The organism is Pseudoxanthobacter sp. M-2, assembly GCF_046156265.1.
Classification (GTDB): domain Bacteria; phylum Pseudomonadota; class Alphaproteobacteria; order Rhizobiales; family Segnochrobactraceae; genus CAMDHY01.
The window spans coordinates 1-26,026 of the sequence record NZ_JAWDIR010000008.1; the positions used below are offsets into that span (position 1 = coordinate 1).

Annotated in this window: 22 protein-coding genes; 9 read left to right on the forward strand and 13 right to left on the reverse strand. The window is 70.2% G+C overall.

The window, feature by feature from the left end; genetic code table 11:
- From RUR49_RS04405 to RUR49_RS04425, 5 genes are all read right to left on the reverse strand, one after another.
- Positions 1-738: alcohol dehydrogenase catalytic domain-containing protein (locus RUR49_RS04405; protein ID WP_409145079.1), on the reverse strand; the 738-nt coding region annotated here is incomplete at its 3' end.
- Positions 739-780: 42 nt separating this feature from the next.
- On the reverse strand, positions 781-1,803 hold the full coding sequence (locus RUR49_RS04410) for a hypothetical protein (RefSeq protein ID WP_409145080.1): 1,023 nt from the start codon (positions 1,801-1,803) through the stop codon (positions 781-783).
- On the reverse strand, positions 1,800-2,192 hold the full coding sequence (locus tag RUR49_RS04415) for a phage holin family protein (RefSeq protein WP_409145081.1): 393 nt from the start codon (positions 2,190-2,192) through the stop codon (positions 1,800-1,802). Before RUR49_RS04415 ends, RUR49_RS04410 begins: the two co-directional genes overlap by 4 nt.
- Complete coding sequence (locus RUR49_RS04420; protein ID WP_409145082.1) at positions 2,189-3,052, reverse strand: hypothetical protein; 864 nt, start codon at positions 3,050-3,052, stop codon at positions 2,189-2,191. Before RUR49_RS04420 ends, RUR49_RS04415 begins: the two co-directional genes overlap by 4 nt.
- Before the next feature lie 204 nt (positions 3,053-3,256).
- Positions 3,257-4,135, reverse strand: a complete 879-nt coding sequence (locus RUR49_RS04425) for a LysR family transcriptional regulator (protein WP_409145083.1) — start codon at positions 4,133-4,135, stop codon at positions 3,257-3,259.
- A 106-nt stretch (positions 4,136-4,241) separates the two neighbouring features.
- Between RUR49_RS04425 and RUR49_RS04430 the strand changes: the two genes are divergently transcribed.
- From RUR49_RS04430 to cysD, 3 genes are read left to right on the forward strand one after another with little or no spacing between them, the layout of a single operon-like run.
- A complete protein-coding gene (locus tag RUR49_RS04430) occupies positions 4,242-5,798 on the forward strand; it encodes an NADH-quinone oxidoreductase subunit L (protein ID WP_409145084.1) in 1,557 nt (518 codons plus the stop codon).
- A gap of 10 nt (positions 5,799-5,808) precedes the next feature.
- Positions 5,809-8,367, forward strand: a complete 2,559-nt coding sequence (locus RUR49_RS04435) for a YbcC family protein (protein ID WP_409145085.1) — start codon at positions 5,809-5,811, stop codon at positions 8,365-8,367.
- The gene (cysD, locus tag RUR49_RS04440) at positions 8,364-9,257 is read left to right on the forward strand and encodes a sulfate adenylyltransferase subunit CysD (RefSeq protein WP_409145086.1); all 894 of its coding nucleotides are present in this window, start codon (positions 8,364-8,366) and stop codon (positions 9,255-9,257) included. The genes RUR49_RS04435 and cysD overlap by 4 nt, the downstream gene beginning before the upstream one ends.
- A gap of 76 nt (positions 9,258-9,333) precedes the next feature.
- On the opposite strand, the gene RUR49_RS04445 is transcribed toward cysD, so the two are convergent.
- A complete protein-coding gene (locus tag RUR49_RS04445) occupies positions 9,334-10,797 on the reverse strand; it encodes an L-fucose/L-arabinose isomerase family protein (RefSeq protein ID WP_409145087.1) in 1,464 nt (487 codons plus the stop codon).
- A gap of 262 nt (positions 10,798-11,059) precedes the next feature.
- Between RUR49_RS04445 and RUR49_RS04450 the strand changes: the two genes are divergently transcribed.
- The 5 genes from RUR49_RS04450 (at position 11,060) to RUR49_RS04470 (ending at position 16,351) form a co-directional block, all read left to right on the forward strand.
- Positions 11,060-11,695 carry a DUF2291 family protein gene (locus RUR49_RS04450; RefSeq protein WP_409145088.1) on the forward strand — a complete coding sequence of 212 codons (636 nt, stop codon included), beginning with the start codon at positions 11,060-11,062 and terminating at the stop codon, positions 11,693-11,695.
- 8 nt (positions 11,696-11,703) lie between these two features.
- Positions 11,704-13,245: a sugar ABC transporter ATP-binding protein gene (locus RUR49_RS04455; RefSeq protein WP_409145089.1), complete on the forward strand. Its 1,542-nt coding sequence runs from the start codon at positions 11,704-11,706 to the stop codon at positions 13,243-13,245.
- Positions 13,246-13,256: 11 nt separating this feature from the next.
- Entirely contained in the window at positions 13,257-14,300 is a 1,044-nt protein-coding gene (locus RUR49_RS04460; RefSeq protein WP_409145090.1) for an ABC transporter permease, read from the forward strand.
- A gap of 26 nt (positions 14,301-14,326) precedes the next feature.
- Positions 14,327-15,178, forward strand: coding sequence for a DeoR/GlpR family DNA-binding transcription regulator (locus RUR49_RS04465; RefSeq protein WP_409145091.1), 852 nt, complete (start codon positions 14,327-14,329; stop codon positions 15,176-15,178).
- Positions 15,179-15,412: 234 nt separating this feature from the next.
- Positions 15,413-16,351, forward strand: a complete 939-nt coding sequence (locus tag RUR49_RS04470) for a D-ribose ABC transporter substrate-binding protein (RefSeq protein ID WP_409145092.1) — start codon at positions 15,413-15,415, stop codon at positions 16,349-16,351.
- 138 nt (positions 16,352-16,489) lie between these two features.
- Here RUR49_RS04470 and RUR49_RS04475 read toward each other — a convergent pair whose 3' ends face one another.
- The 6 genes from RUR49_RS04475 to RUR49_RS04500 form a co-directional block, all read right to left on the reverse strand.
- Positions 16,490-17,506 carry a Rieske 2Fe-2S domain-containing protein gene (locus RUR49_RS04475; protein ID WP_409145093.1) on the reverse strand — a complete coding sequence of 339 codons (1,017 nt, stop codon included), beginning with the start codon at positions 17,504-17,506 and terminating at the stop codon, positions 16,490-16,492.
- Between the two features lie 88 nt (positions 17,507-17,594).
- Positions 17,595-18,686 (reverse strand): BMP family ABC transporter substrate-binding protein, encoded by a 1,092-nt coding sequence (locus tag RUR49_RS04480; protein ID WP_409145094.1) that lies wholly within the window; start codon positions 18,684-18,686, stop codon positions 17,595-17,597.
- A gap of 105 nt (positions 18,687-18,791) precedes the next feature.
- Positions 18,792-19,838 (reverse strand): helix-turn-helix domain-containing protein, encoded by a 1,047-nt coding sequence (locus tag RUR49_RS04485; RefSeq protein ID WP_409145095.1) that lies wholly within the window; start codon positions 19,836-19,838, stop codon positions 18,792-18,794.
- Between the two features lie 129 nt (positions 19,839-19,967).
- Positions 19,968-20,891, reverse strand: coding sequence for an ABC transporter permease (locus RUR49_RS04490; RefSeq protein WP_409145096.1), 924 nt, complete (start codon positions 20,889-20,891; stop codon positions 19,968-19,970).
- Positions 20,884-21,978, reverse strand: a complete 1,095-nt coding sequence (locus RUR49_RS04495; RefSeq protein WP_409145097.1) for an ABC transporter permease — start codon at positions 21,976-21,978, stop codon at positions 20,884-20,886. The genes RUR49_RS04490 and RUR49_RS04495 overlap by 8 nt, the downstream gene beginning before the upstream one ends.
- Entirely contained in the window at positions 21,962-23,512 is a 1,551-nt protein-coding gene (locus tag RUR49_RS04500) for an ABC transporter ATP-binding protein (RefSeq protein ID WP_409145098.1), read from the reverse strand. The genes RUR49_RS04495 and RUR49_RS04500 overlap by 17 nt, the downstream gene beginning before the upstream one ends.
- A 206-nt stretch (positions 23,513-23,718) precedes the next feature.
- On the opposite strand from RUR49_RS04500, the gene guaD reads away from it, so the two are divergent.
- Complete coding sequence (gene guaD / locus RUR49_RS04505; RefSeq protein ID WP_409145099.1) at positions 23,719-25,080, forward strand: guanine deaminase; 1,362 nt, start codon at positions 23,719-23,721, stop codon at positions 25,078-25,080.
- A gap of 153 nt (positions 25,081-25,233) precedes the next feature.
- Here the strand turns inward: guaD and RUR49_RS04510 are convergent, their stop codons facing one another.
- Positions 25,234-26,022 (reverse strand): SDR family oxidoreductase, encoded by a 789-nt coding sequence (locus RUR49_RS04510; protein WP_409145100.1) that lies wholly within the window; start codon positions 26,020-26,022, stop codon positions 25,234-25,236.
- Positions 26,023-26,026 lie beyond the last annotated feature (4 nt).

Consider the following 26,026-nt stretch of genomic DNA (forward strand, 5'->3'; position numbering starts at 1 on the left):
GAGGCGCTCGATGACGCTCTCCTCGGAGAAGTCGATGGTAATGGCGCCGCCGGCGCGCGCCATCGACAGCCGCTCGGGCAGATGGTCGATCGCGACGACCTGCTTCGCACCGAGCAGAATGGCGCTGCGGATCGCCATCTGGCCGACGGGGCCGCAGCCCCAGACGGCAACGGTGTCCGTCGGGGTGATGTCGCACTGCACGGCCGCCTGCCAGCCGGTCGGCAGGATGTCGCCGAGGAACAGCAGCTTCTCGTCGGAGATGCCCTGCGGGACCTTGATGTGGGTCTGGTCCGCGAACGGCACGCGCAGGTACTCGGCCTGACCGCCGGGATAGCCGCCGGTCAGGTGCGAGTAGCCGAACAGGCCCGCGGTGGCGTGGCCGAACGCCTTGTCGGCCAACGCCTTCTTGCGGTTGCTGCGCTGGCAGACCGAGAAGTTGCCGCGCCGGCACTGCTCGCACTCGCCGCAGTGGATGGTGAACGGCACGACGATCCGGTCGCCCTTCTTCAACGTGCCGTTCAGTCCGGAGCCGACCTCGACCACCTCGCCCATCATCTCGTGCCCCATGATGTCGCCAGGAAGCATCGCGGGGATGAAGTTGTGGTAGAGGTGAAGGTCCGAGCCGCAGATCGCGCAGCTCGTGACCTTGATGATGGCGTCGCGCGGGTCTTCGATTTCGGGGTCGGAAACCTCGTCACACCGAATGTCTTCCTTGCCGTGCCAAACCAGCGCGCGCATGTGGTCTCCTCAGTCTTTGAATGTCAGGAAGCGTACGGCCGCTCAGGTGCGGGCGCGCGTCTCCTGGTCCTGGCGCGGCGGTGCGTCCTGTCGGGGCGCGAGCTCATCGCGCAGGGTCTCGTCGACCGTCTCCGTGGCCGCCTTGACCACCTCGCCGACGCGCGAGGCGAGGGTCTCGCCGTCACCCGGACGCAGGCCCTGGCGATCGGCCTCGTCGCGCACCGCCTCATAGGTCTTGGAGGCGACGGTGCCGGCGCCCTTCAGGCCGCGCTCGGCGAGGTCCTCGGCGCCTGCGCGCAGCTTGCGGGCGTGCGGGCCGAGTTGCTCTTCCTCGAAGTCGCTGACGGGCAGCGTCGCGCCGAGGACGGCGCCGAGGAGCAGGCCGAGGGCGCCGAGAGCAAGGGGCTCCTGGTCGAGGGCATCGGCCGCCGCCGACTTGGCCGCCTTGGTCTTGGCTGCGGCGCCGGACAGCATCTCGTGGCCGATGCGGTCTGCGGTCTCCATCAGGTCGCTCGCGCCATCGCTGACGCGCTCGCCAGCATCGTGGGCGGCGGAGCGGACGGTGCCGGCGGCGGAGCGGACTCCGTCGGCGGCGGCATGGGCGGCGTTGGACGCCTTGGCGGCCAGGCCGTCGCCGTCCCTCGCGCTGCCGTCATTCTCCATGGCGGCGAAGGGGTCGGCGGGGCGACGGCCGCTGTCCTGGCCACTGCCGCCGGTGTACGCGCGGCCGGCGAACTGCGGATCGTGCTCGTGTTCGTCCCGCGACCGTCCGTTGCCGAACATCGAGCCGATCGCGCTGCCGACGGACGAGCCACCGGTGCGGGGCCCGAAGGCGAGGAGGGCGATGCCGGCGCCGATCAGCGTCAGCGGCAGCGGGTTGTCGCGAACCTGCTCCTTCAGCTTGCCGAGGCCCTGGGAGAGGTCGCCGCCCGAGACCATGCCGGAGAATTCGTCCAGCATCTGGCCGGCGGTCAGCTTGCTGCGGATGGTGCTCGCGGTCTCGGCCATGCGGGCACGCGCGGCTTCGGCTTCGAGCTCGAGTTCGGCCATGGATTCGCCGGTCATCGGATCTGCTCCTTCAGGACGCGTGCGTCGCTTTCGAGTTGGTCTTTGGTGCGGGTCGGCGTCAGGTTTTCCGCCTGCAGCTTGGCCGACCCCATCCGCGCGGTGACGGCGCCGACGATGGCCACCGCGATGCCGACGATGAGTGACGCCCAGCCCATCCCGAGGCCGAGTTCGGCGAGGCCGATGACGACGGCCTGCAGCAGCACCAGAAGGGCTGCGAGCAGGCACATCGCCCCTGCCATCATCTGCAGGAGGGAGGAGCCGACCTCGGACACCTTCTCCGAGAGCTCGGCGCGCAGCAGCCGGGCTTCCGTGCGCACCAGTGTCGAGGCCTGATCGGCGAGGTCACCGATCAGGGAAACGATGCCTTGGTCCGTGTTGCCGGTCATCGTGCGGTGCTCCCCGAGGTGTTGTGGCTGGAGCCGATGCCGACCGGGCCGCCGGACGTGCCCGACTGGCCACCCGCTGCCGGTTCACGGCCGGCGCCGGGGCGGGCCGGGTCGCTCACGGGGGCGCCCACCGGGCCGCCGCCGGCCGAGCCGGCGGTGTTGGCACCGGTCGAGCCGGCCACGCCGCCACCCGATCCGGCGACGCCGCGGGTCGAGCTGCCGCTGCCGGCACCGGTGCCGGCCATGCCGCTGCTGCCGAAGTCACGGCCCGTCGAGCCAGCACCGGCCGGGCCTCCGGTCGAACGGTCGCCGGTCGAACGGTCGCCGGCGGTCCCCGTCGTCGCGGAAGATGCGGCTCTCGACGTCTCGCCTGCGCCATCGCCGGACGTGCCGGTCTTCGCGGAGAGCTTGATCAGCCGCCCGAGCGCGAGGCCCGCCAGCACCGAGCCGGCGAACAGTCCGCCGGCATTGCGCCGGCCGAAGCCGCGCAACTCCCCGATCACCTCGTCGAGGGAGCGGTTCTGAAGGGTGTCGGAGAGGCGATCGATACCGGTCGCGGCCTCCTTCGCCATGCGCGAGGCCGTCGCCTGATGCTCGCTCGAGAGATGGTCGCTCGCGGCACGGAACGCCCCGCCGATCGACTTCAGTCCGGCGCCGATGCCGTGCTGGGCCTCCTCGACCTTTTCGCCCGCCGCCGCCTTGGCGTCGGAGGCGAGCTTGCCGGCCTTGTCCTTGACGTCGTCGGTGAATTCGCGGGTCGCCGTGCGGGCGTCCTGCTTCTCGTGCTCGATCCGGTCGCCCAGGCCGCCGGACGAGGTGGAGGGCCCCCGCGCGTCGCCAATCCCAGTTTGCTGCGTCATCGCGGGCAATCTCCCATGTTGTTGTGAGTGCAGCCGACGACGGCCGGAGCGCGGGTAAGGTCCGCGACCCGTTTTTGGCCATCGACTTGGCTCCGATCTTCTTTCGAACACGAGAGGAGTCGATTTGTTCCGCTCGCTGGCCACGATCGTGGCAGCGCTGCCCCAGAAAAGTGCAGCGGCGGAGTTCGGGCGGGAGGCCTCGGCTCAACCGCCGGGGGAGAGCAGGCGTGCAAGCAGCGGGTTGGGGAAGCGGCGTTCCGGCGTAATGGCGTAGAAGGTCTCGTGCAGCCCCGGCAGGCTGGCGACTTCGACGAGTTCCCCGGTGGCGAGCTCGTCCTTGACGACGATCGGCGGCACCACGGCGATGCCGGTCCGCTTGCGGGCGAGCAGGCGCAGCATCGCCATGTCGTCGACCTCCGCCATCACCTTCGGCTCGGCGCCGAGCCGCACGGCCAGCGAGTCGAAGCCGGCGCGGATGCCGCTCTCGTGGGTCGGCAGGATCAGCGGCACGGTGTCGAGGAGGTCGCGCAGCGTGGCGCCGGCGGGGACGAGATCGGCGCTGCCGACGAGGCTGACGGGCTGCTCGGCGATGAGGAAAGGGACCCACGTCGCATCCGCGTCGCGGGCGGGGATCTGGTTCGTCAGCACGACATCGAGGTGGTGCGCCTCGAGTTGTTCGAGGAGCTCGCGCAGGGTGGCCGAGACGAGCCTGAGCTCGACGTGGGGATCGCTCGCGATCGGCTCCAGGAAGTCGATCTGGAAGTTGCGCGACAAGGTGGCGATGGCCCCGACGCGCACGCGCCGGCGCTGCGCCGCGCCGTGCTCGCGCAGCGTCGCCGACAGCTCCTCGCCGGCGGCAAACACCGCATCGGCATAGTCGAGGGCGATGCGGCCGGCTTCGGTGAGGACGAGGGTGCGGCCGCGGCGCTCGAACAGGTCGTGGCCGAGCTGCGCCTCCAGCTTGCGGATCTGCACCGACAGCGCCGACTGCGACACCGCCAGCGCCTCGGCGGCCCGCGTCAGGTTGCCGTCGCGGGCGACGGACCAGAAGTAGAAGAGGTGGTTGTAGTTCAGCGTCCGCATGGCGGCGTTCTGTTTTGCATATCGTTTGATTGCAAACAATGAATTTTACGCAAGAGACGCCGGCCGGTAGCTCTCCGGGATCGTTTCCCCGACGCCGGAGCCGCCGATGCCGACGCTCGCCACTCTCGTGCCGCTCATCGCCCCGCTTGCCTATCTCGGCCTGTTCGCGCTCTCGCTCGCCGAGCCCGGGCGACGGCCGCGCCGGGTTCTCGCAGCCGCGCGCCTCGTCGGCCCGCTGGCGGTGGCCTCGGCGGTCGCGACCGCGGTGCTGGTGGCGTTGTACGGTTCGGCCACGTCGCCGCTCGCCGGCGCCGGGGGGCTCGGGCTGTCGCTGCGCCTCGACCCGCTGTCGGCGGCGATGTTCCTGCTGGTGACGTTCGTCGGCGCGGTGGTGCTGCGCTTCAGCGAGAACTACCTCGACGGCGACGACGGCCAGGGCCGCTTCTTCGGCGGCCTCGCGGCCACACTCGCGGCGGTATCGCTGCTGGTGACGGCGGGCAACCTCGTGCTGCTGGTCGCGGCCTGGATCGCCACCAGCCTCGCGCTCCATCGCCTGCTGGTGTTCTACCCCGACCGGCCGCGCGGCCGGATCGCCGCCCACAAGAAGTTCCTCACCGCCCGCCTCGGCGACGTCCTGCTGATCGGCGCGGCCGCGCTGATGGTCTGGCGCTTCGGCACCGGCGACATCGCCACCATCGCCGCCGCCGCGCGCGGGGCGGAGGGCGGTGCCGTCACCACGGCGGTCGCCTTCCTCGTGGTCGGCGCGGCCCTCCTGAAGTCCGCCCAGTTCCCGACGCACGGCTGGCTGACCGAGGTGATGGAGACGCCGACGCCGGTGTCGGCGCTGCTGCATGCCGGCATCATCAATGCCGGCGGCTTCCTCGCCATCCGCTTCGCCGACGTTCTGCTGCTGTCGGCACCGGCGATGCACACGCTGGCGCTCGTCGGCGGCTTCACGGCGCTGTTCGGGGCCGCGGTGATGCTGACGCAGACGAGCGTGAAGGTCTCGCTCGCCTGGTCGACGGTCTCGCAGATGGGCTTCATGCTGCTGCAGTGCGGCCTCGGCGCCTTCGCGCTCGCCGTCCTGCACATCCTCGCCCATGCCCTCTACAAGGCCTACGCCTTCCTGTCGTCCGGCAGCGCCGCCGAGGCGCCAGCGCCGCGCCGTGCTGACGACGGCGGCCGCCGGCCGGCGGTTGTCTTCGCCGGGCTGACAGCGGCCCTCGCGGTCGTCGCCGCGGTGAGCTGGCTCATCGGCGGCGAGACCGCCACCGCCGCCGGCATCACCTTCGGTGCGATCCTGGCGCTCGGCCTGGCGCTGCTGCTGGCGGACGGCTTCGCCGGACCGCGGACGGCCGCCCTGCCGGTGCTCGTCGCCGCCGTCGCGGTGGTGGCGGCCTACTTCGCCCTGCACGCGCTGGCGGCGACGACGATGGCGGCGGTGCTGCCTGCACCGCCCGCCCCGGACGCGGTGGCGGTCGCGGTGATGGCGCTCGCCGTCGCGTCCTTCGCCGCTGTCGGCGGCCTGCAACTGCTGGCGACCGCCCGACCGGACCTGCCGCTGGTCGCCGCCACCCGCGTCCACCTCGCCAACGGCCTCTACGCCAATGCGCTGTTCGATCGCCTGATCGGCGCGCTCCCCGTCGCCACCCGCACGCTCTGAGGGCCCGACCATGAAGCACGACACCAGCCATCTTCCGGCCGGCGCCGCCCCGGTCGCTGATCCCGCTCTCGCGACCGTCACCGTCGCCGCCGAGCGTGCCTGCCGGCGCATCGCGCCGCTGTTCCCGCTGCAGAGCTTCGTTGCCGTCAACCCCTTCCTCGGCCTCGCCGAGCGGCCGCTCGAGGACGCGGCGACACTGATGGCCCGCGTCGCCGGCGCGCGCCTGACGATGCCGCGCGCCTTCTACCGGGAAGCGCTGGCGAGCGGCCGGCTGACGGTCGAGGACATCCGCGCGGCCCTGGCGTCCTCCGGGACCGGCGAGGCCGGTCCCACCGATGCGGAGGCGATCCTGGCGGCCCTGAAGGCTCCGGGTCCCGAGGCGGCGGCGCCGGCACCGTTGCCGACCGTCGCCGGCGTGGCTGCGACCATCACCGGCCGCGACTGGGAGGGCTTCGTCACCGAGCGGCTCTCCGCCTTTGCCGCCGACGCCTTCGATGCCGGCCAGGCGTCGTGGCCGGCCCCGTGGCGCACCCGGGGCCTGCTCGCCGCGTGGCGCGCCGTCGCCCGGATCGACCGGACGCCGGAGATCGCCGGCGTCGCCGGGTTCCGGGCCCTCGTCGCCACCCTGCCGGACCGTGCCGAGGACCTGCTCGCGGCCGCTGCCGCCCGGCTCGGCGTCCCCGACCGGGCCCTTCCCGACTATTTCCACCGGCTCCTGATGACGGTCGGCGGCTGGGCCGGTCACGCCCGCTGGCGGCTGTGGCAGGCCGAACTCGCCGGCGGTGGCGACCGCACCCTCGTCGAGTTCCTCGCCGTCCGCGCCGCCTTCGAGGTCGGTCTCTACGAGGCCTTCCGCTCGCGGCCCGGCTTCGTCGCGGCGTGGGAGAGCGCGCAGTCCGGCTTCGAGCCGGCGGCCGACGCGCGGCCCGCGACCGCCGCGACCCTCGACACCGATGCCGTGCTGCAAATCGCCCTCGAGCGTGCCTGGCAGCGCGACCTGTTCCGGCAACTCGCCGCCGCCCCCGCTGCCGCCCCTGTTCCCCGTGCGCGGCCGGCGGTGCAGGCGGTGTTCTGCATCGACGTGCGCTCCGAGGTGTTCCGGCGGGCCCTCGAGAACACCACGCGTGAGATCGAGACCGGCGGCTTCGCCGGCTTCTTCGGCGTGCCCGCCGCGGTGGTGCCGTTCGGGGATAGCGCGGCGAGCGCCCGCTGCCCGGTGCTGCTGCGCCCGTCGCTGCTGGCCTGCGAGGAGCCGGCCGGTCCGGCCGCGCCGGGGGAACGGCAGCAGCGGCTCGCCCGGCTCGCCGGGGCGAAGATCTGGCGCGCCGCGTGGCAGGCCTTCCGCACGGCCGCCGTGTCGGCGTTCACCTTCGTCGAGACGACGGGCCTCACCTACGCCGGCCGCCTGCTGGCGCGCACGCTTGCGGCCGGCAAGTCCGGCGCCCGCGCGGAGACCAAGCGGGGCAAGGCGGGGGCGACGCTGAAGACGGCGTTCGCGCTGCAGACGACGGAGGCTGCGCCGCTCGCCGTCACGGCCCGCGTTGACCTCGCCGAGGGCGTGCTGAGGGCGATGTCGATGACCGACGGCTTCGCACGCCTCGTCCTGCTCGCCGGCCACGGCGCGACGACTGCCAACAACCCCTATGCCCACGGCCTCGACTGCGGTGCCTGCGGCGGCCAGTCCGGCGAGGTCAGCGCCCGCGTCGCCGCGGCGCTGTTCAACGACCCGGCGGTGCGGCAGGGCCTGCGGGCGCGCGGCATCGCCATCCCGGACGACACCCTCTTCGTCGCCGGCCTGCACGACACCACCACCGACACCGTCACGCTCTACGAGACGGACGCGGCAGCCGACACCCACCGCGCCGACCTCGCGCGCCTTGCCGGCTGGCTGGCCGTGGCGGGACGGCGGGCGCGGGCGGAGCGCGCGGCCCTGCTCGGCGTCGCCCCGGGGCGCACGGTCGATGCCGCCGTCACCGCCCGGGCGACCGACTGGAGCCAGGTGCGGCCGGAGTGGGGGCTGGCGCGCTGTGCCGCCTTCGTCGCCGCGCCGCGCGAGCGCACCCTCGGCCGCGACCTCGACGGCCGGGTGTTCCTGCACACCTACGACTGGCGGGCCGACCGTGACTTCGCCACCCTGAAGCTGATCCTGACGGCGCCCGTGATCGTCGCCTCGTGGATCAACCTGCAGTACTACGCCTCCTCGGTCGACAACCGCGTCTTCGGCAGCGGCAACAAGGTGCTGCACAACGTCGTCGGCACCCTCGGGGTGCTGGAGGGCACGGGCGGCGACCTGCGCACGGGCCTGCCGTGGCAGTCGGTGCACGACGGCAGCGGCCTCGTCCACGAGCCGCTGCGGCTGTCGGTGCTGGTGGAGGCGCCGGTGGCCGCGATCAATGCGGTAATCGAGAGCCACGAGGGTTTGCGCCAGCTCGTCGACAACGGCTGGGTCCACCTGCTCGCGATCGGCGCGAACGGCATGGTCGCGCACCGCTATGTCGGCGGCCTCGCGTGGCAGGACGTTCCGCCCGCCGCTGCGGCGACCGCCACCCCGATCGGGGTGGCGGCATGAGCCTCGGGCCCTCGCTGAGCCGGCTCGAAAGCGAGGCGATCGCCATCCTTCGTGATGGCGTCGCCGAGGCGCGCAACCCGGTGCTACTGTTCTCCGGCGGCAAGGACTCGACGGTGCTGGCGCACCTCGCCCTGCGCGCCTTCCATCCCTCGCGGCCGCCGCTGCCGCTGCTCCACGTCGATTCCACCTGGGAGTTCGCCGAGGTGCTGGCGTTCCGCGACGCCTTCGCCGGCCGCCACGGCTTCGAGCTCCGCGTCCACGCCAACGAGGAGGGGAGGCGAGCCGGCCTCAATCCAGTCGATCACGGCGACGTCTATACGACGACGATGCGCACCGACGCCCTCAAGCAGGCGCTCGATGCCGGGGGATACGACGTCATCTTCGGCGGTGCGCGCCGCGACGAGGAGGCCTCGAGGGCCAAGGAGCGCATCGTCTCGGTGCGCAGCGCCGGCCACGGCTGGGACCCGCGCAACCAGCGCCCCGAGCTCTGGAGCGCCTACAACTGGCGCCTCGGTCCCGGCCAGTCGATCCGCGCCTACCCGATCTCCAACTGGACCGAGCAGGACCTGTGGGCCTACATCCTCGCCCGCGGCATCGAGCTCGTGCCCCTCTATTTCGCCGCCGAGCGCCGCGTCATCGAGTCCGACGGACGCTTCATTCCTGTCGAGGACGCGGAGCGGGTCGCCGCCTGGTTCGAGGGGCCGGTCGTGACGCGCAAGGTCCGCTTCCGCACCCTCGGCTGCTGGCCCGTGACCGCCGCCGTCGCGTCCGAGGCGGACGATGTCTCAGCCGTCGCCGAGGAGACATTCTTCGCCTCGACGTCGGAGCGCCGCGGCCGCATCAGCGACGCCGGCTCGCTCGAGCGCCAGAAGCGGGAGGGATATTTCTGACCGACCCCCTGCCGGCAGACTGACCCGCGCGCGGCGAGCGGGCCCGTGACGGGGCGAGGCGACCGATGCCCTGTCGTCAACGCAGGGATGGCGGGGGCGGGACGATGGTCGGGACAGCCTCGTGGCGGTAGATCTCCCACCCGAGATAGCGCCCGACGGCTTCCTCCACGACGGTGGCCCAGGAGCCGCGCACCATGGCGACGTGGTGCTCGAAGCCGTTGCGCGAGATGAAGCCGAGCAGCTCGCGAAGGCGTGGCACCTCCGTCACGGCGATCCCTCCGTCCATCCCGAAGGGGTCGTCGGTGAAGGCTCCCTCGCCCACATAGGTCTTGAGCTGGCCGCGGCGGTCGTCGGTCGACAGGCGGAAGTAGGTGAGGGGGCCCGGTTGCACTTTGCCCTTCACGGCCCCGAAGCATTTCTCCGGGCCGACGACCGTGCCGATGACGCCGAGGTTGGAGATCTCGGGTTCCTCGCCGATGAAGCTCTTCGGAAAGTTGCCGCAGTGGGTGCACACGCACTTGTCGACGGCGTCGCCGTAATTGTTGTTCCAGTCGAGGAGCGCCGGCGGCGTGCCGGCGGCGAGCGCCAGCGCGTACATCGACAGGGCGCCGGCGACGTCGACCTCGCAGGCGCTCGGCTGCAGCTTCTCTCCCATCATCGACATCGACAGGCAGGTGGCGCAGCCGAAATTCTCCTGCATCGAGGTCCAGCACTGGATCGAGGAGGCGTCACACTCGTTGGCGGCCATCCAGCGATCGACGGCGACGCCGAAACAGGCCTGACGGACGATGTTTTCGCGCATGATCGTCGGTGGAATGCGGCCGTAGGCGAAGATCTCGTCGAGCCGTTCCTTCACCTGCGGGTCTTCGTCGCCGAGCCGCGTTGCATCGGCGATGATTTCCGAGAGATCGACGGTGACGACGGAGATGCCGCTCGCCTGCAGGAGCTTCTCGGAGAAGCGCATCGTCTGGAACGGGGCCGTGCGCGCGCCGATCGCCCCGATACGGGCGCGCCGGAGCCCGCGAACGGTCCTGCAGACGCGGACGAAACGGTCGAGATCGTCGGCGAACTCCGCACTGTCGAGATCGCTCGTGTGCGACGTCGTGTCGGTGAAAGGGATGCCGTACTGGTAGAAGTTGCTAGTGACCGAGATCTTTCCGCAGAACGCGTCGCGGCGACCCTTGAGGTCGACCGCATCGATAGTGTCGTTGCAGGCTTGCAGCAGGATCGGCACCTTGAGATCGGCGAGGGCGATCGTCTCGACCACGGCGATCTCGTCGCCGAAGTTTGGCAATGAGACCACGAAGCCGTCGATCTCGTCGCGATGCGCTCTGAAGAACTGCGCGTACTTGTGGGCGTCCGCCCGCGTCTCCACGGCCCCGTTCGGTGTCGCGTCGGCCGGCAGGATTCGATAGCCGATCCCGAGGCGCTCGCACTGGGCGATCAGATCGGCGCGCGCGGCCGGCGCGTAGGCGGCATTGAAGAACGCCCGGCTGGTGACGATCAGCCCGAGTGTGACGGTCCGGCTCATCGGCTTCATGGTGTCCTCCCGAACATCCTTGGGAGGCAAGCGCCTCCTTGTTTTGAGGCAATCTAACCGACCGTGTCGAAGAGCGGCAATAGCGGAAAATCAGGAATTCTGCATCTTGTCATGAATCCATGAATAGACTATTTTTCAATGAGTTAAGTCCGAAATTGACTGAATCATGCGTGCGTTGACAACGCAATCGTCTTCGGGCACGACTCAAAAACAATAAAAATCGCGATGATCCAAGAATGTCGCGATCGGGAGGGCCGAAGGAATGCGTGTGCGACCCTGGGCGCCGGCGCTGCTCGTGGCAGCCCTGGCGCTACTCGCCGGCTGCAAGATCGTTCCCATTGCCGACCATGTCGCGGGCAACCAGAAGCCCGACATGGGGGCGCAAGCGGCAGTCCTCTGGGAGGGGCAGGGGCGCGCCTTCTTCTCCGAGGCGGCTCGGCCGCTTCCCGAGGTTCTCGCGGCCATCGACGGCGGGTTGTCGACGGCGGGCCCGCTCTACGGTCGGCGGCAGAATGCCGAGGGTGCGCCCTGGACCTTCGTTGTCAGCGGCGGCGGACAGATCGTGGAGAAGAACACGGCGTCGCGAGCGGGCACGATCACCCTCACGCTCGACGGCACATCGCCGCCCCGCGACATCGTCCTGCAGATCGGACCGGTCATTCGTGGCAACTCCGTGCGGGACAGCCTGCCGTTCGTCTCGTTCGAGGACTTCGAGAACCAGCTCGACTACGCGGAGATGGGCAAGGCCCTGAACGCCCTGGTGCTGGCCGCCATCGCAGACCCGGCCGCGACGGCCGTCGCCGGCGGAACGGCGAACTTCATCGGCGTCGTCAGTCTCACCTCGCCCTCCGACAAGATCCTCGTGACGCCGGTCGTTCTCGAGGTCGGGCCGTCATGAGGCCGAGCGTGAGCGATCCCGATGTCGTCCTGCGGGCAGACGGCATCACCAAGCGCTTCCCGGGAACCGTGGCACTGCAGGACGTCGATTTCGTCGTCCATGCGGGATCGGTCAACGTTCTGATCGGCGAGAATGGTGCCGGCAAGTCGACCCTCATGAAGATCCTGGCGGGCGTCGAGCAACCGAGCTCGGGCACCATCACGATGGGAGGTCGGCCTGTTGTCTTCACGTCGGTTCGGGATGCGGCGCGACAAGGGATCGGCATCGTCTTCCAGGAGCTCAATCTCTGTCCGAACCTGTCTGTGACAGAGAACATCTTTCTCGGACGGGATATCACCGTCGCCGGCTTCCATGTCGATCGAGGCGCCCAGCGCCGCCGGGCGGGAGAACTGCTGGCGCGCCTGGAAGCGGACATCGATCCGGACACCCCGGTCGCGAACCTGATGATCGGCCAGCAGCAGATCGTCGAGATCGCCAAGGCACTCGCAGACGATGCCCGCGTCCTGATCATGGACGAGCCGACCTCCGCACTCTCCGCTTCCGAAGTCGAGGTCTTGTTCCGGGTGATCGGCGAACTGAAGCGAACCGGGGTCGCAGTCATCTATATCTCGCACCGGCTGGAGGAACTGGTGCGCATCGGCGACCACTTCACGGTGCTGCGTGACGGGCGTCTGCAGGCGACGACCACCAAGGCGCAGGTGTCGATCGGCTGGATCATCCGCGAGATGCTCGGCTCCGACCATGTGGCGGAGCGGCGGCCGGCGGAACGACCGGCGGGGGAGGTGACACTCGCCGTCGATGGGCTCAGCGTTACCCGCCGAGGAGGCTCCCTTGCCGTCGACGACGTGTCGGTCGAGTTCCGGGCTGGCGAGATCACGGCCATCTACGGACTGCTTGGTGCCGGCCGCACGGAGCTCTTCGAAAGCCTCTACGGGCTGCGCGGTCATGCCGGCGGCCGTGTCCGTCTCGACGGAACCGAGATCGGTGAGTTGCCGGTCGCGGAGCGCCTGAAGCGCGGGATCGTTCTTGTGCCGGAGGATCGACAGCGCGACGGCCTGGTGCAGAACCTGTCCGTCGGGGGGAATCTGGGGCTGTCCAGCCTCGGACGTTTCACGCGGCTCTTCACCATCGTGCGGTCGGTGGAGGCGCGGCTGCTCGGCGACGTCGCCCGCCGGCTCCACATCAAGACGGCCGGCATCGCCGCCCCGATCACCTCATTGTCCGGCGGCAATCAGCAGAAGGTCGTCATCGGCCGGTCACTCCTGACGCAACCGCGGGTCTTTCTCCTCGACGAACCGAGCCGCGGCATCGACATCGGCGCCAAGGCCGAAGTCTTCCGGACGATGCGTGAACTGGCAGACGCCGGCATGACGGTCGTCTTCACCACGTCGGACCTCAAGGAAACCCACAGCGTCGCCGACCGCATCCTGGTGATGGCCTACGGGCGCATCACCGCGGATTTCCGGGCGGAGGCGGCGACGGACGAGGCGCTGGTCCGCGCATCGACCGACAAGCGCGTTCCGCCGTCCGCCGTCGTCACCGCAGCGTGAGGGAGCCCAAGATGTCCGATACCGTCGCGAAGCCCCCCGCTGCCAGCAACGTTTCGGCGCTGCTGCTGATCCTCAAGTTGCGGACCTTCATCGCCCTGATCGCCGTGACGGTCTTCTTCGCGGTCATGGCTCCGAATTTCGTGTCGGTGGCGAATGCCGTCATCATTTCCAAGCATGTGGCCATCAATGCGATCCTGGCGATCGGCATGACCTACGTCATCCTGACGGGGGGCATCGACCTGTCGGTCGGCTCGATCGTCGGGCTGACGGGGATGGTGGCCGGCGGGCTCATCGCCCACGGCCTCTGGATCGAGCCGGTCGGCGTCATCATCTATTTCAACGTCTTCGAGGTCGTGCTGATCGCGCTCGCGGTTGGAACGGCGATCGGCGCCATCAACGGGTTGCTGATCACGAAGCTCGGTGTGGCGCCCTTCATCGCGACCCTCGGCACGCTGTACGTGGCGCGGGGAGCCGCGCTGCTGCTCTCGGGAGGCGCCACGTTCCCGAACCTGGTCGGCAAGCCGGAGCTCGGCAACCAGGGCTTCCCGGTCATCGGCTCGGGCACGCTGTTCGGCATTCCCTTTTCCGTCCTCATTCTCGTCGTGCTCGCCGTCATCGCCGCCTACATTGCCCAGCGCACGCCCTTCGGTCGGCGCGTCTATGCCGTCGGTGGCAACGAACGGGCGGCCGCACTGTCCGGTGTCCGGGTCGACCGGGTGAAGCTCGCCGTCTACATGATCTCCGGCTTCTGTGCCGCCGTGGTCGGGCTCATCGTCTCCTCCCAGCTCGTCGCCTCGCACCCGGCGAGTGGCGAGACGTTCGAGCTCAACGCCATCGCGGCGGCGGTGCTCGGCGGCACATCCCTGTCCGGCGGCTACGGACGGATCGGTGGAACCATCGTCGGCGCCTTCGTCATCGGCGTCCTCAGCGACGGCCTGGTGATGATGGGTGTTAGCGAATTCTGGCAGATGGTGATCAAGGGACTTGTCATCATCGCGGCCGTGGTTCTTGATCAGCTCCAGCGCAGACTCGCCGCACGCGACCGGCAAGGCTGACCGTCGTGAGGCGCGGCAGAGCGGGAATGACCGACCAGCACCCAGGCAATCCGGCGCGCGGCGCAGCACGCACTCGCGCACGCCGCACCGCGACCGATCCCGCGCGGGCCAACCTGCTGGCCGAGCCGCGGCGCATGCGCATTCTCGAGTGGCTGCAGGAAGAGGGCAGCGCGCGCGTGCGGGACCTCTCCGTCGCCTTCGGTGTCTCCGAGGCGACGGTGCGCCAGGACCTCGAGCGGCTCGACGCCGATGGTTTCATTGTCCGTGAGCACGGTGGCGCCTACCTGAAGTCCGTGCCACAGCAAGTTCAGTCGCTGTCGCTCCAGCACATCTCCAACATGGAGAAGAAGAAAAAGATCGGCCGCGCCGCTGCTGCGGAAGTCGAGAATGGCGCAACGATCATTATCGACTCCGGTTCGACGACCACTGAATTTGCGAATTGCTTGACGGGTCACGAACATCTTAACATTATAACGAATGCCATCAATATCGCGTTGTTGCTCGGAGCATTGCCGTCGATGACGGTCCACATGCCGGGTGGACAGTTCAAGGCGCCGACGCTGTCGTTGACCGGAGAGAAGTCGGTCGACTTCTTCGACGGCATTTTTGCCGAGAAGCTGTTTCTGGCGACCGCATCGATCTCGTTCGATGCGGGTCTCACCTATCCCTCGCTCGCCGACCTGCATGTCAAGCGGGCGATGATCAAGGCAGCGTCGAAGGTCTACCTCCTGGCCGATTCGACGAAGATCGGACGCACGTCCTTTTCAGCGCTCGGGCCTATTTCTGTCGTGCATTGCCTGATTACCGACGATGGCATCCGATCGGATGACCGTAGCGAGTTCGAGCGCCGCGGCATCGAGGTGATTGTCGCGCGCTGAAATCCTTTGGGATCGAGCCGGCCTGCGGAGGAGATCTCCGCGCGGCGCGCCGTGAACACGCGCCACCCAGAGCGAAACAGTGCCGCCGGATTCTTGGCATGTCGGAAGCAGAGCCGCATTGACGACTGCAGGACTGCGATATAATCCTCATATAACGAAAAAAATCCACACCAGACGAAAGAGCTGGTTGGCAACCGGGGTCGCCCCTCGGCGATCCCCCAGGGAGGGACGTTCATGAAGCTCTCGACACTATTCGCAGCCGTCGCGCTCGGAGCCCTGACGATCTCGAGCATGGGCGTGCGCGCCGCCGAGCCACTGATCGTCATCATCACACCGAGCCACGACAATCCGTTCTTCGCTGCCGAAGCCAAAGGTGCCGAGGCGAGGGCGACAGAACTCGGGTACGCGACCAAGGTCTATTCTCACGACGATGACGCCAACAAGCAGAACGAGTTGATCGACGTCGCCATTGCCTCCAAGGCCGCAGCGATCGTGCTCGACAACGCCGGAGCGGACGCCTCCGTGGCCGCGGTGCAGAAGGCCAAGGACGCGGGGATCCCCTCGTTCCTCATCGATCGCGAGATCAACGCCAAGGGCGTCGCCGCCGTCCAGATCGTCTCCAACAACTATCAGGGGGCGACGCTCGGCGCAGAAGCCTTCGTTGCGGCGCTGGGTGAAAAAGGGAACTACGTCGAGTTGCTCGGCAAGGAATCCGACACCAACGCCGGCATCCGCTCCAAGGGTTACCATGACGTCATCGACCAGTATCCGGACATGAAGATGGTTGCTCAACAGAGCGCTAACTGGAGCCAGACGGAGGCCTACAGCAAGATGGAATCCATCCTGCAGGCCAATCCGGACATCCAGGGCGTCATCGCGGGCAACGACACCATGGCCATGGGGGCACTGGCAGCCCTGGAGGCCGCCGGCCGCAAGGATGTGAAGGTCGTCGGTTTCGACGGATCCAACGATGTCCGCGATGCCATTCTCGCCGGCAAGATCGTGGCTACGGTTCTCCAGCCGGCCTATCGCCAGGCGCAGTATGCAGTCGAGCTCGCCGACAAGTACATCAAGACGGGTTCGACGGGTGTCGATGAGAAGATCTCGATGGACTGCGTGCTGGTCGATGCTGCAAACGCCGCCAGCCTCGAAACCTTCCAGATGAAGAACTGAGACATCAAGTCTTCGATCGGGGAGGACACGCCGCCGACGCTCGCTGCGCCGGCGGCGGCTGCCACTGCGGTGCCGCCCGCGCCGCTCCCGGCCGGACCCCGTCGAGGTGAATCGCCACCCGCCCGGCGGTCGGGTGCTTCAGACGATGGTGCCGTAGCGGAGGCCGAGGGCGGAGAGCCAGCGGCGGTAGGCGACGGCGGTCTTGTCGGAGTGCACGTGCAACTCGCGACCGACCGTCAACGGCAGCCGCTTCGGGCGCTGCGATTCGACGATCGGCACGTCCTGGCCGATGATCAGCGCCGTGAAGGCCTGCACCTCCTCCTCGCCGTAGAGCACGTCGTAGTTGGAGGCGAGCAGCACCCAGCCGATGCCGCGCTCCGGCTCGACCGGTGTCACCGTCAGCATGATTGCCTCGGTCGCCGGCGCGCCGTGGCGGTTGGTAAGACCGACGTCCTTGACGAGGCGGGCCGTCAGCGGCCGCGGCACGGAGTACTCGTAGCCGACATGGGCGCCGCCGGCGGCCATCGTGTTGGTCGGCTGCGGCTGCCAGACGCGGACATTGCGGACCGAGAGGCCGTCCTCGCCGACGTCGACGTCATAGTCCTCGATCTCGGTGTGCTCCTCCGAGCCGAGCACGCCGGCGTGCACGAACGGGAAGTGCGAGACGTCGATGAAGTTCTCGATCGCCCGCGGCCCGCTCGTCTCGTAGGCGAAGGCGCCGCCGAAGAAGAGATGGTGCGTGCCGACGTCGATCTCGGGGAACGGCGGGATGTCGTGCGCCGGTTCGCCGAGGCAGGCCCAGACGAGGCCGTAACGCTCCTGCGCCCGGAAGGTGGTGGCGCGCGCCCGCGGCGACGGCTTCTGGCGCTCGTGCGCCGGATAGCGCACGCAGACGCCGTCGGCCTGATACTCCCAGCCGTGATAGGGGCAGGCGAGGCGCCCGTCCGTGACCTTGCCGAGCGACAGCCTGACGCCGCGGTGGGCGCAGCGGTCCTCGAAGGCGCGCAGGCCGTCCGGCGAGCGCCAGAGCACGACGTCGACGCCGAGCAGCCGGACCGCGTGCGGGCGGTCGGTGATGTCCGCCGAGCGCGCCACCGGGTGCCACTCGGCGGCCAGCACGGCGTCGTCCGTCATCGGTGGCTCGGTGGTCGACACGGCGAGGCTCCGCTGTCCGCGGGCCTCCGGGGTGGCCCGCGTCGTTGATCGGCGGTGCGGTGGTCGGTCAGGACGAGGGCGGCGCCGCTCACTGCGGCAGCGTGCCCTCGACGCCCTCGACATACCAGTTGATGCCGTAGAGCTGCTCGTCCGGCAGCGTCTCGCCGTCCTTCACCCGCTCCGTGCCCGCCTGGTCCTTGATCGGACCCTGGAAGGGGCTGAACGTGCCGGCGCGGATCTCGGCCTCGACGGCGGCGATCTTCTCGGCCGCCTCCTTCGGCACGGCCGCGCCGAGCGGCGCGATGGCGAGCGCGCCGTCCTGCATCGACAGCCACTCCGGCTTGTTCGTCCAGGTGCCGTCGATGACGCTCGTCGCGACCTTGGTGTAGAAGTCGCCCCACACCGGGATGACGGCGGTGAGCTGCGACTTCGGCCCGTAGCTGGTGCGGTCGGAGTGGAAGCCGACGACGTACTTGCCGGCGGCTTCCGCGGCGAGCGTCGGGGCGGTCGAGTCGGTGACGTGGCCGACGACGTCGATGCCTTGCGAGAACAGCGCCTCGGTCGCCTCCTTCTCGCGGCCCGGGTCGTACCAGGAGTTCACCTCGACGACCTTCACCTTGACGCCGGGCTTCATGGCCTGCGCGCCGAGGGTGAAGGCGTCGATGATCTGGATCACCGCCGGCAGCGGGAACGACGAGACGTAGCCGATGGTGTCGCCCTTCGTGACGGCGCCGGCCGCCATGCCGGCGAGATAGGACGACTCGTAGTAGCGCAGCGAGTAGGTGCCCATGTTCTCGGCGGTCTTGTAGCCGTCGAGATGCATGAACTTCGTGTCGGGATAGAGCTCGGCCACCTCGAGCGTCTGGTCCATGAAGCCGAACGAGGTGGTGAAGATCAGCCCATAGCCGTCGGCGGCGAGCTGCCGGATCACCTGCAGAGAATCCGGCCCGAAGGCGACGTTCTCGACGATCTTCGCCTCGACCTTGTCGCCGAGGTTGGCCTCCATCGCCTTGCGGCCCTTGTCGTGCTCGGCGGTCCAGCCGGTGTCGCCGACCGGGCTGAAGTAGACGAAGGCGACCTTGAGCGCCTCGGCCGCCATGGCCGGCGCGGCCACCACCTGCCCCAACAACAGCAGCGCCGCTGCCAGCGCACTGACAATCCGTGCCGGACGACCGAGCATCTCACCACCTCGCCATGTTCGAGCCACGCCTGCGCACCGCCACGGGACGGCCCTCGCCGATTGCGCCCCACCCGCGCTGGGTCGGCAAGCTCGAATGCGGGGGCTTCAGCCGCGCGAAGCGCTTTGTGCGCCGTGAGGCAACGCGGCCGGCGGCAAGGCGGGCGGCTCGCCCGCGGCAGTCTTCGCCGCCTGCTGGCGGAAGGCCTTCGGCGTCAGGCCGAAGGCGCCCTTGAAGGCGGTGACGAAGTGGCTGTCGGAGCGGAAGCCGACGCGGAAGGCGATCTCCGACACCGACAGGGCAGCGAAACCGGCATCCGACAGCAGCGCCTGCGCCTTGGCAAGCCGGCGGTTTCGCAGGAAGACGCCGATCGTCTCCGGCTCGTCCTGGAAGAGGTGGTGCAGGTAGCGCACCGAGAAGCCGAGCGCCGCGGCGATTGTCTGCGGGCCGAGGTCGGGGCGGTGCAGGTTCTCGGCGGCGAACGCCTTGGCGTGGCGAAGATGTGTCGCGCCGACGGCACTGACGGAGGAGGCGCGCGCCGGCGCCTCGTGCTCCAAGGTGCTCGCCAGCAGATCGAGAAGCCGCTCGGACACCGCGCCGGCGACGCCCGGATCGCGCCCTGCACGGTGCCGCACGGCGGAATCGAGCGTGTCGAAGAAGATGCTCGCCAGCACCCCGTCGCGGCGGATGGGGCGGGCGCAATAGTCCTCCGGGGTCGGCAGGCGCTGCTTCAGCTGCTCGGCCGGGATCGTCACGATCAGCGCGCTCGAGGGCATCTCGTGCACGAACTCGAGCAGGTCCATGGTCGAGTGCAGCGAGATCGTGTCCGCGTCGATCACCACCTCGCGGCCGTACTGCGTCATGCGGAAGGCCCCGCCGGTCGCCGCCGTCAGCACGTAGAGGCGGCGGCGGGCGCGGGCGAGCGTCCCCTGCGTCTGCCGGCAGCGGTAGGGGTCCGACCACATGTGCCGCACGCCGACCGGGCCGATGTCGGTTGCGATCAGGCGGGCGCGAAAATCATCGCGGCCCGGCGCCTCGCACGTCATCGGGCAGCACAGGCTGTACATGACGTCCCGCCACGTCTCGACGCGGCGCATCGGCGCCACGTCGGCGGTATCGAGGCGCAGCGGCAGGTGGGTGGAGGCGGCTTCCATCGCCCGAATTGGAAGCAAGAACGGTGCCGGGGGCAAGTGCCAAAGAGCGCCCCGTCGCGTGCGTGGTCGCGCCGCCCGGCGCGGCACGACCGGCGGGTGTCGACCCCACGTGCCCGGAGGGCTCCCGGCTCAGCCCTCGCCGCCGAGCGGGCCGCCGAGCGAGGCGGGGGCCCGGAGCCGCGTGCGCACCGCTGTCGAGGAGACGACCACCAGCACCACGATGGTGGCGAGGTAGGGCAGCATCGAGAACACCTGCGTCGGCAGACCGAGGCCGGCGCCCTGCAGGTGGAACTGCAGGATGGTGATGCCGCCGAACAGGTAGGCGCCCGCGAGCACGCGCAACGGGCTCCACGAGGCGAACACCACCAGCGCGATGGCGATCCAGCCCCGCCCCGCCGTCATGTTCTCGACCCAGACGGGCGTGTAGACAACCGAGAGATAAACGCCGGCGAGCCCGGCCATCGCGCCGCCGAACAGCACGGCAGCGCAGCGGATCGCACCCACCCGGTAGCCCGCGGCGACGGCGGACTGCGGCGCGTCGCCGACGGCGCGCAGGATCAGCCCGGAGCGGGTGCGGGCGAGGAACCACCAGACGCCGACGGCGAGCGCGACCGACAGCGCCGTGAACGGCTCGATCGCCGCGAGCACCGGGCCGAGGCCGGGCACCGTGGTGAGCCAGGCGGGCAGGGCGCCGATGTCGGCCGGCAGCGCCACGCCGGTATAGCCGGCCCCGATCAGCGCGCTGAGGCCGATGCCGAGGATCGTCAGCGCCAGCCCGCTCGCCACCTGACTCGCCCGGCAGACCAGAGTGACGAAGGCGAAGAGCGCCGCGAGCGCGGCGCCGGCCAGAGAGCCGGCGACGGCGGCGGCGAGCATCGAGTGGGTCTCTGCCGCGGCGGCGAAGCCGGTGGCGGCGCCGACCAGCATCATCCCCTCGACGCCGAGGTTGAGCACGCCGGTGCGCTCGGTGACGAGCTCGCCGAGGGCGGCCAGCACCAGCGGCGTGCCGGCGGCGAGCGTCGCAAGAAGGATGGCGACAGCGAGGTCAGCCACGGTCGGCAACCTCGCGTGCGGACGGAGTTGGTGATCGCCAGCGCACGCGCCAGCTGACGAGGCTGTCGCTGACGAGCAGGCTGAACAGCAGCAGGCCCTGGAAGATGCCGGTCGCCGCCGCCGGTATGCCGAGCGCCACCTTGGCGTTCTCGCCGCCGAGATAGAGGAGCGCCATCAGGAGGCTGCCGAGCACGATGCCGACGGGGTGCAGCCGGCCGATGAAGGCCACGATGATCGCCGCATAGCCGTAGCCCGGCGACACCACCTCGCGCAGCTTGCCGATCGTGCCGGCGACCTCGATGGTCCCCGCGAGCCCCGCCGTCGCGCCGCCGATCAGCATCGCCGCCCAGATCGCCCGCGAGCGCGAGAAGCCGGCATAGCGCGCCGCCCGCGGCGCCAGCGCGCCGACCTGCATGCGGAAAGCGAGGTGGGTGCGCGCGACGAAGAACCAGGCGGCGAGCGCGACCACGAGCGCGATCGGAAAGCCGATGTTGAGGCGGGTGCCCGGCACCAGCCGCGGCAGGCGGGCGGCCGCGGCGAAAGCCGAGGATTCCGGCCAGTTGAAGCCCGTCGGCGAGCGCAGCGGTCCGTAGACGAGGGCGCTCAGCAGCAGGCCGGCGACATAGGTCAGCATCAGCGTGACGAGGATCTCGCTGGCGTTGAAGCGCACCTTCAGGAAGGCCGGGATCGCCGCCCACGCCATGCCGCCGAGCGCGCCGGCCAGCAGCATCGCCGGCAGCACCAGCGGACTGCCGCTCGCGCCAAAGTTCAGTGCCACCACGCCGCTCGCGATCGCGCCGAGGATCAGCTGTCCCTCGGCGCCGATGTTCCACACGCCGGCGCGGAAGCCGATTGCCACGCCGGTGGCGCACAGCATGATCGGCGCCGCCTTCGAGCAGAGCTCGCCGAGGCCGTAGAGGTCACCCAGCGGCGCGATCAGGAAGGCATGGAGCGCCGCCACCGGCGCGTGGCCGAGGGCGGCGAACAGCGCGCTGCCGCCGACGAGCGTCAGCGCCACCGCAAGCAGAGGCGCGGCGACACGGGCGGCCGGCGACGGCGCCGGGCGGCGCTCAAGCGTGAACGGCATGGGAAGCGCCGGAGACAGGCGAGGGGTGGTGGCCGCCGTCCGCCATCAGGCGGCCGATCGCCTCGACGGTCGCCTCGCCGATCGCCACCGGCGGCGACAGCCGGCCGGCGGACAGCACGGCGATGCGGTCGCAGACGGCGAACAGTTCGTCGAGGTCCTCGCAGACGAGCAGGATCGCCGCGCCGGCGTCGCGCATGGCGGCGAGGGCTGCGTAGATGGCGGCAGCGGCGCCGACGTCGATGCCCCAGGTCGGCTGGTGGGCGACGACGACGCCAGGCGCCTGCGACAGCTCGCGGCCGACGATGAACTTCTGCAGGTTGCCGCCCGACAGCGCCTGCGCCGCCGTCCGCGGCGTGCCGGAGCGCACGTCGAAGTCACGGATGCAGCGGGCGGCCTCGGCGGCGGCGGCGCGGCGGTCGATCAGCCCGTGGCGCACGAGGCCGCGGTGGGCGGTCGTCAGCAGCGCGTTGTCGGCGAGCGACATCGCCGGCACGGCGCCGTGGCCGAGCCGCTCCTCGGGGATGGCGACGAGACCGAGCCGGCGCCGCTCGACCGGGCCGAGCGAACCGGCGGACGCACCATCGATTGCCACGGCCTCCGCCGGGCCGCGCCACTCGCCCGAGATCGCCTCGAGCAGTTCCGCCTGGCCGTTGCCGGCGATGCCGGCGACGCCGAGGATCTCGCCCGCCCGCACGGTCAGTTCGACGCCCCGCAGCGCCACGCCGTGAGCCGTCTCCGCCGGGCGGTCGAGGCGGCGGACGGCGAGCCGGTCGCGCGCGGTGGCGGTGCCCGTCCGGCGGGACGGCGGCGGGACGACGCTGCCGAGCATCCGCTCGGCGAGGCTCGCATCCGTCTCGCCGCGTGGGTCGACGCGGTCGACGACGCGGCCGCGGCGCAGGATGGTCGCGCTGTCGCAGAGCGCCCGCACCTCGTGCAGCTTGTGGCTGACATAGAGGATGCTGCAGCCCGAGGCGGCGAGGGCGCGCAAAAGGGCGAACAGCTCCTCCACCGCCTGCGGCGTCAGCACCGAGGTCGGCTCGTCGAGGATGATGAGCCGCGGGTCCTGCAGCAGGCAGCGGACGATCTCGACGCGCTGGCGCTCGCCGACCGACAGCGTGTCGACGGTGCGGCGAAGGTCGACGGCGAGGCCGTGCTGTCCCGCAAGGGCCGTTGCCGCCGCGGCGATCGCCGCGGCCGAGCGGCCGCGGGGCAGCGAGACGACGAGGTTCTCCAGCACCGTCAGCGACGGGAACAGCGAGAAGTGCTGGAACACCATGCCGATGCCGAGGCGCCGTGCGGCCGTCGGCGTTGCGATCGTGACCGGCTCGCCGTTCCACAGAACACGGCCAGCGTCGGCGTGGACGACGCCGTAGAGGATCTTCATCAGCGTCGACTTGCCGGCACCGTTCTCGCCGAGCACCGCGTGCACCTCGCCCGGCGCGACGGCGAGCGACACCCCGTCGACGGCGAGGAGCGAGCCGTAGGCCTTGGTGACGTCGGTAAGCTCGAGCCGGGGGATGGGGCGCGGCGCCATGAAACCTCTTCGCCAGACCTCTTCGATCGATCGGCCGGACTATCCCACGGCAGGGCCGCGGGCGGCCGCCGGCGCGCCCGTGGCGGGACGCAATAAATCCATCATCCCGGTGAAGTCGCCGCCGATCCAGCCCCTTCGCACGCCGGATGCGGCTTGCCGCCGCCGCATCGCCGCTCGCATGCTCCGGCGCAATCGGAGAGGGCGGCATGCCGGACGGAGCGACGGCGCGCGCGTGGCGCGCCACCATCATGCACACGCCGCGGCGCGGCGCGGTGGACATCGTCGAGGACGCGCTGGTCGAGGTCGACGCCGGCGGCACGATCGTCGCGGTGACCGCACCGGCGGCGGCGGACTACGCCGGGCGGATGGCCGCAGCCCAGGTAGCGGGCACGCTGGAGCGGCTCGGTCCGCACCAGTACCTGCTGCCCGGCCTCGTCGACCTGCACATCCATGCGCCGCAGTGGCCGCAGCTCGGTAAGGCGCTGCACCTGCCGCTCGACCGCTGGCTGACCGAGCGCACCTTTCCGCTGGAGGCGCGCTACCGCGACGCCGAATTCGCCAGGCGCATCTACGGGTCGATGGTCGATACGCTCGTCGCCGGCGGCACCACCACCGCCGTCTATTTCGGCACCATCCACCGCGACGCGAACCGGGTGCTGGCCGAGATCTGTCTCGAGAAGGGCCAGCGCGCCTTCGTCGGCAAGGTGGCGATGGACGACCCGGCCCTCTGCCCGCCGGACTATCGCGACGCCTCCGCCCACGCCGCGATCGCCGAGACCGAGGACCTGATCCACCACATCCGCGGCCTCGCGGGCAATGCCGCCGGCCTCGTCCGGCCGATCGTGACGCCGCGCTTCATCCCCGCCTGCACCGACGCGCTGCTCGAAGGCCTCGGCGACCTCGCCCGCCGCTGCGGCTGCCACGTGCAGACGCACTGTTCGGAGAGCGACTGGGCGCACCGCGCGGTCATCGATCGGCTCGGCAAGACGGACACGCGGGCGCTCGCCGACTTCGGCCTGATGACGCGCCACACGGTGCTGGCGCACGGAAACTTCATCGGCGACGAGGATGCGGCGACGCTGCGCGCGGCCGGCTCCGGCATCGCCCACTGCCCGCTGTCGAACGTCTACTTCGCCAACGCGGTGCTGCCGGTGCGGCGGCTGGTGGAGGGCGGGGTGCATGTCGGCGTCGGCACCGACATCTCCGGCGGGCCGAGCGCCTCGATCTTCGATGCCTGTCGCACGGCCGTCGCCGCGTCGATCGTCCTCGACGAGGGCTCCGATCCGGCGAAGGTGGCGGCCTCGCGCGGGCGGCCGGGGTCGCGGATCGACTTCCGCGACGCCTTCCATCTCGCCACCGTCGGCGGCGGCGAGGTGCTCGACCTGAAGATAGGCAAGTTCGCGCCAGGCTACCGGTTCGACGCCATCGCCGTCGACACGATGGCGGCCGGCGGCGGGGTCCACGTCTTCGACGACGTCGACGACCTCGAGGACGTCTTCCAGAAGATCGTCTACGGCGCCACGACCGCGAACATCAAGGCTGTCTGGGTCGACGGCCGCCGGCTTTGACCGGACGGTCTTCGACCTCCGTCGTTTTCGCGTGGGAGACGATCGAATTCTCGAGCATCCGCACTGCCTCGCCATCCGCGACGAACGGGTCGACCGGCGAAAACTCAAGGGGTTCGCCCCGCTGCTCATGCAAAGGGGCTCCGTCGAGGATCGCTACCAGCAGCAGAAGCCGCCGTCGACGAGGAGGTCGACACCGGTGCAGTACGAGGCGGCGTCGCTCGCCAGGAAGATCGCCGGGCCGACCATCTCGTCGACGCTCGCCATCCGCCCCATCGGCGTCTGTTCCTCGAACGCCTTGGTCTGATGGACCATCTCGGGGCGCGTGTTCATCGGTGTCGCGGTGTAGCCGGGGCTGATGGAGTTCACCCGCACGCCGCGACCGACCCACTCCATCGCCATCGACTTCGACATGTGGATGACGCCCGCCTTGGAGGCGTTGTAGTGCACCTGGCTGAGGCCCCGGTTGACGATGACGCCGGACATCGAGGCGATGTTGATGATCGAGCCGCGGCCGTGCCGCAGCATCGCGGCGGCCTCCGCCTGGCAGGAGAAGAAGACGCCCTTCATGTTGATGTCCATGAGCGTCTGGTACTGATCCTCGTCCATCGTCTCGGCCGGATTGGCGTTGGCGATGCCGGCGGCGTTGAGGGCGATGGAGAGCGGGCCGAGCTCCTGCTCGGTGCGGGCCACGGCCGCGTCGAGGGCGGCGCGCCGGGTGACGTCGGCGGCGATGGCGATCGCCTTGCGGCCGGCGGCGCGGATCGCCTCGACGGTCTCGGCGGTGCCGCCGTCCTCGCGGCGGTCGAGGCAGGCGACGTCGGCGCCGCACTGGGCGAGGCCGAGCGCGATGCGCTGGCCGATGCCGCTGCCGGCGCCGGTGACGAAGGCCACCCGGCCGGAAAGGTCGAAGAGGCGCGGGGCGTTCAGGGTCGTCACGAGCATCGGT